Genomic DNA, 3,851 nt, shown 5'->3' with positions numbered 1-3,851 from the left:
CGCGCCCTTTTCGCCCACCACGCGGCGCGCGGCGGAGGCGGTGGAATCCGCCGGGATGATCCGCGCCCCCGGCAGCGCCTGGCGCAGCCAGCCGCCGCACTGGGCCAGCGGCTGCGGATGCGAATACACCGTGGTCACGTCGGCCAGGCTGGTTTCAGTGGTCAGCAGGCAATGGCTGATGCGGCAGAACAGCTCGGACTGGATGAACACCTCGTGCGACAGGAACAGGTCCAGGCTCTGGCCCACGGTGCCGTGCAACGAATTTTCCAGCGGCACCACGCCAAGCTCGCACTGCCGGTCGTGCACGGCGCGGAACACCCCGTCCAGATCCTTCTGCGGCATGTATTCCACGGCCTTGCCGAGAAATTCCACGCCCGCGAAGTACGAAAATGTGCCCTCCGGCCCAAGGTAGGCCACCTTCTGCGGCCGTTGCAGGCTGCGCGATGACGAAAGGATCTCGCGCCAGATGGAACGCAGGTGTTCGTTGGGCAACGGTCCGCCGTTGGCGGCCATGAGATTTTCCAGCACCTCGCGCTCGCGAAAGGGCTTGAACACGATGCCCGCGTCGTCGGCCTTGATGCGCCCCACCTCCAGACTCAGCGAGGCGCGGCGGTTCAGCAGGTGCAGCAGGTCGGAATCCAGCCCGTCGATCTCGTGGCGGATCTGCCCAAGACGCCCGGCCAGCGCCGCTTCCGGGTCGGCTGCGCCCCCGGATGCGGGCGCGGACTGCGCGGATTGCGTTGACTGCGTGGCCTGGGTCACTCCGTCCGCCGTGACGTTGGGGGAGTTGGCGGCGCTTGCGGCTACTTCATCCCCTCGCCAGTGGGGTTCCTTGTCGTCGGTAAGGCTCATGGCCGCGTCCTCCGGCGTTGCATCGTGGTGCGCATCAGCATTCCTTGATGTCCTCCTTGATGCGCATGCCGAAGTGGCGGCCCGCGCAATCGGTGCGGCACAGGATCTGGTCGCCTTCCTTCAGGCTCACCACGCTCACGGGGGTGCCGTCGGGACGGGTCAGGCGGATGGTTTCCGCGTTCTGCAGGAACACCGCGCCCTCCACGTCGCCCACTTTGGCGCGCACCAGCAGCATGGGCCGCGCCTCCACCTTCAGCCTGCCCACTGTGGCCACGGTGGTGGAACCGTCGGCGCTGACGATGAGCACCTCGTCGCCCGCGCGCAGTTCCTCAAGATAGGTGGTCCTGTCGCCGGGCATCTGGGCATAGGCGTGCACGGCCCCGGCATTGATGCGGAACGGTCGCGCGGCCACATACTCGTTGTGTTCCGTCTCTGCGTGCACCAGGAAGGTGAACGCGCTGGAATTGCCCACCAGCATGCCCTGCCCCCGGCGCAACATGGACATGGTATCCACGCACACCCGGTGGCCAAGGCCCACGTTCTCCACCGCCGTGACCACGGCGGGGGCCAGGTCCAGGCAACCCTGCGACAGCTTTAGGTCGGCCACGATGGACTTCAGTTCGCCTGCGCCCTCGGGCAGCACCACCACGGTGGCCACGCCCCGCTCCAGAATGCCCGCCGCAAGGCGCGCCTCGGAAAGGTCGGCCACTTCCACGGCCACGTCGTCGGACTGGGCCAACAGATTCTCCACCGGAATGATCTCCCACCCGCGCGCCAGCACCACGGTTTCGCCCCGCGCCAGACGCGCGGCGGCGTCCTCTTCGTCGGCCTTGGCCGACAACGCGATGGTCGCCACGTCCTCGTCGGCCAGCACCCGGCACCGGGCCAGCGTCGCCACCGAATCCACCTGCGCGCGCGGCACGATGATGCCGTCCACGCCCGATTCCAGCGCCAGGGTCACCAGACCCTTGTCGAAAGGCACGCTCTTGAAAAGAATGGTCCGCATCGGCCCCTCACATTTTTGTCATGGCGGCGAACCGCTCTTTCAACCCACCCGAACACAACTCGGAAGGAACAAGAACATTCCTCCTCATTCGGCGGGACATTCCGCGCCTCTTCGGGCGTGTCGGGATTCAGAGCAATTTCGTTCTCCGGCAAGGAGATGGCAACCGCTCGAACCCGACCACTTCCCGCGCGCGTATCGGTGCGCCGGCAAGGAGGACAAGGATTCCGGGAGGGAGCGTACTCTTTGGTACGTGACCGACCGGAAGCCGCCGTCCGACACCGCCCGCGCGCCGATACGCCGCGGGAAGCTACTCGCCGACGAGGGCCATGGCCTGCTCCACATCCCAATCCTCGTGCACCAGGCCGCGCAGGGCCTTGACGAGGGCGGGGGTGCGTTCGTGCTGAAAGATGTTGCGGCCCACGGAAAGACCGGCTGCGCCTGCGCGCACCGCGTCGTGGACCATCTGCAGGAACGACCGGGTGGAATCCAGCTTGGGACCGCCCGCGATGACCACGGGCACGCAACAGGAGGCCACCACGTGGGCGAAGCTGTCCATGTCGCCGGTGTAGGCCACCTTGACCACGTCGGCGCCCAGTTCCACGCCCACGCGGGCGGCATGGGCCACCACTTCGGGGTCGAACTCGTTCTTGATGCGGGGACCGCGGGCGTACATCATGGCCAGCAGGGGCATGCCCCAGTCGTTGGCCACGGTGGCCATGCGGCCAAGGTCGGCCAACATGTCGCGTTCGGTTTCGTCGCCCAGGTTCACGTGCACGGACACGCCGTCGGCGCCGTGCTTCAGGGCGTCTTCCACGGTGGCGACCAAGGTCTTGGCGTTGGGGCGGGGGGAAAGGGAGGTGGATGCGGAAAGGTGCACGATCAGGCCCACGTCACGGCCGCCCTCACGGTGGCCGCAGCGCACCAGGCCCTTGTGCATGAGCACCGCGTCCGCGCCGCCTTCGGCCACCTGGTTCACGGTTTCGCGCATGTCCACAAGGCCGTAGATGGGCCCCACGCTCACGCCGTGATCCAGCGGCACGATGACGGCGCGCCCGGTTTTTCGGTTGAAAATGCGCTCCATCCTGATTCTTTTGCCGATTTGCATCGTATGTTCCCCTGTTCTTTCGGAAAGGTTGCGGCGCAACTGGCCGTGATCGTGTTTCCTTGCCTTGCGCCCGGACCGTCGGGGTCGCGGGTGCCGGGGGGCATTCCCCCCGCGTACCGGGTACTGCTGATGCGGCAGCGTCGGGCGGCGGACTGGAGGCTGGTTTTCGGCCAACCCGGCCTGCCGGGTCACACGCTTCCGGGGTGCGCCGCGCGTAACGCACCGCCGAAAAAACAGAAAAGGGGCCGCCGGCTTTTCGCCCGCGGCCCCTTGAGTCTTCGTGTGTTTACACCTTCGTCAGATGCTTACGCACGCTCCATGCGGCCACGGGCTTCTCCATAGCTAAAAAAGTACCAAAAGTAATAGTTGGTACGATAGGCAGTGGTGAAGGTGGCGGAGGTGGAAAGCATTGTCGTGGTGTCCTGACGTTATCCGTTTTCAGGTGTTTCGGGATACCTACGCCCGCCCCGCAAAGCCTGTCAAGCGGAATATTCGACATGCTTCCGGTTTTTCCACCCGGACAGCCATCTTCATATTTACGTTTTTGTTTCCATGAGCACTCATGCTGTGCTCATTTTTGTCATTATGCCTTCAGGTGCGCATCCAGCACACCTGCCACCCCGTGTAAGGAGCCTTGAAATTCGCCATGTTGCCGCCATTGGCCCCCGTTTTGCTATCCATTCAGGCACGGACGGCGTGGTGCCGCCCGTGCCGACCCGCACCGGTTGCCGCCGGAACGGGCACAACCAGCAACAGAATCATGCGGGCCCTTGCCGCCCCGGTACGGACAACGCCATGCACGCCGCGCCACGCCACATGCCAACCAGCCACGCACCCCGCCGCCACGGCGCGGGCCGCGCCATGGCCATGGCTGCCGGTGCCCACGAC

The 3,851-nt window shown here is 65.8% G+C and carries 3 protein-coding genes; all 3 read right to left on the bottom strand.

Features of this window, described 5'->3' with window-relative positions:
• On the bottom strand, positions 1 to 852 hold an 852-nt coding region (locus FVW27_RS10020), incomplete at its 3' end, for a prephenate dehydratase domain-containing protein (protein WP_208294732.1).
• A gap of 34 nt (positions 853 to 886) precedes the next feature.
• Positions 887 to 1,858: a 3-dehydroquinate synthase II family protein gene (locus FVW27_RS10015; protein WP_167124798.1), complete on the bottom strand. Its 972-nt coding sequence runs from the start codon at positions 1,856 to 1,858 to the stop codon at positions 887 to 889.
• A gap of 307 nt (positions 1,859 to 2,165) precedes the next feature.
• The gene (locus tag FVW27_RS10010) at positions 2,166 to 2,963 is read right to left on the bottom strand and encodes a 2-amino-3,7-dideoxy-D-threo-hept-6-ulosonate synthase (protein WP_167124796.1); all 798 of its coding nucleotides are present in this window, start codon (positions 2,961 to 2,963) and stop codon (positions 2,166 to 2,168) included.
• Positions 2,964 to 3,851 lie beyond the last annotated feature (888 nt).

This window comes from Nitratidesulfovibrio liaohensis (assembly GCF_011682075.1).
GTDB lineage: Bacteria > Desulfobacterota > Desulfovibrionia > Desulfovibrionales > Desulfovibrionaceae > Cupidesulfovibrio > Cupidesulfovibrio liaohensis.
Note: the sequence above shows the minus strand (reverse complement) of the source record. Positions and strands in the feature narration are given on the sequence as shown.

What these genes read in the sequence shown, in the direction of transcription:
- FVW27_RS10015 (WP_167124798.1), bottom strand. Translation starts at nt 1,858, where the DNA reads ATGCGGACCATTCTTTTCAAGAGCGTGCCTTTCGACAAGGGTCTGGTG.
- FVW27_RS10010 (WP_167124796.1), bottom strand. Translation starts at nt 2,963, where the DNA reads ATGCAAATCGGCAAAAGAATCAGGATGGAGCGCATTTTCAACCGAAAA.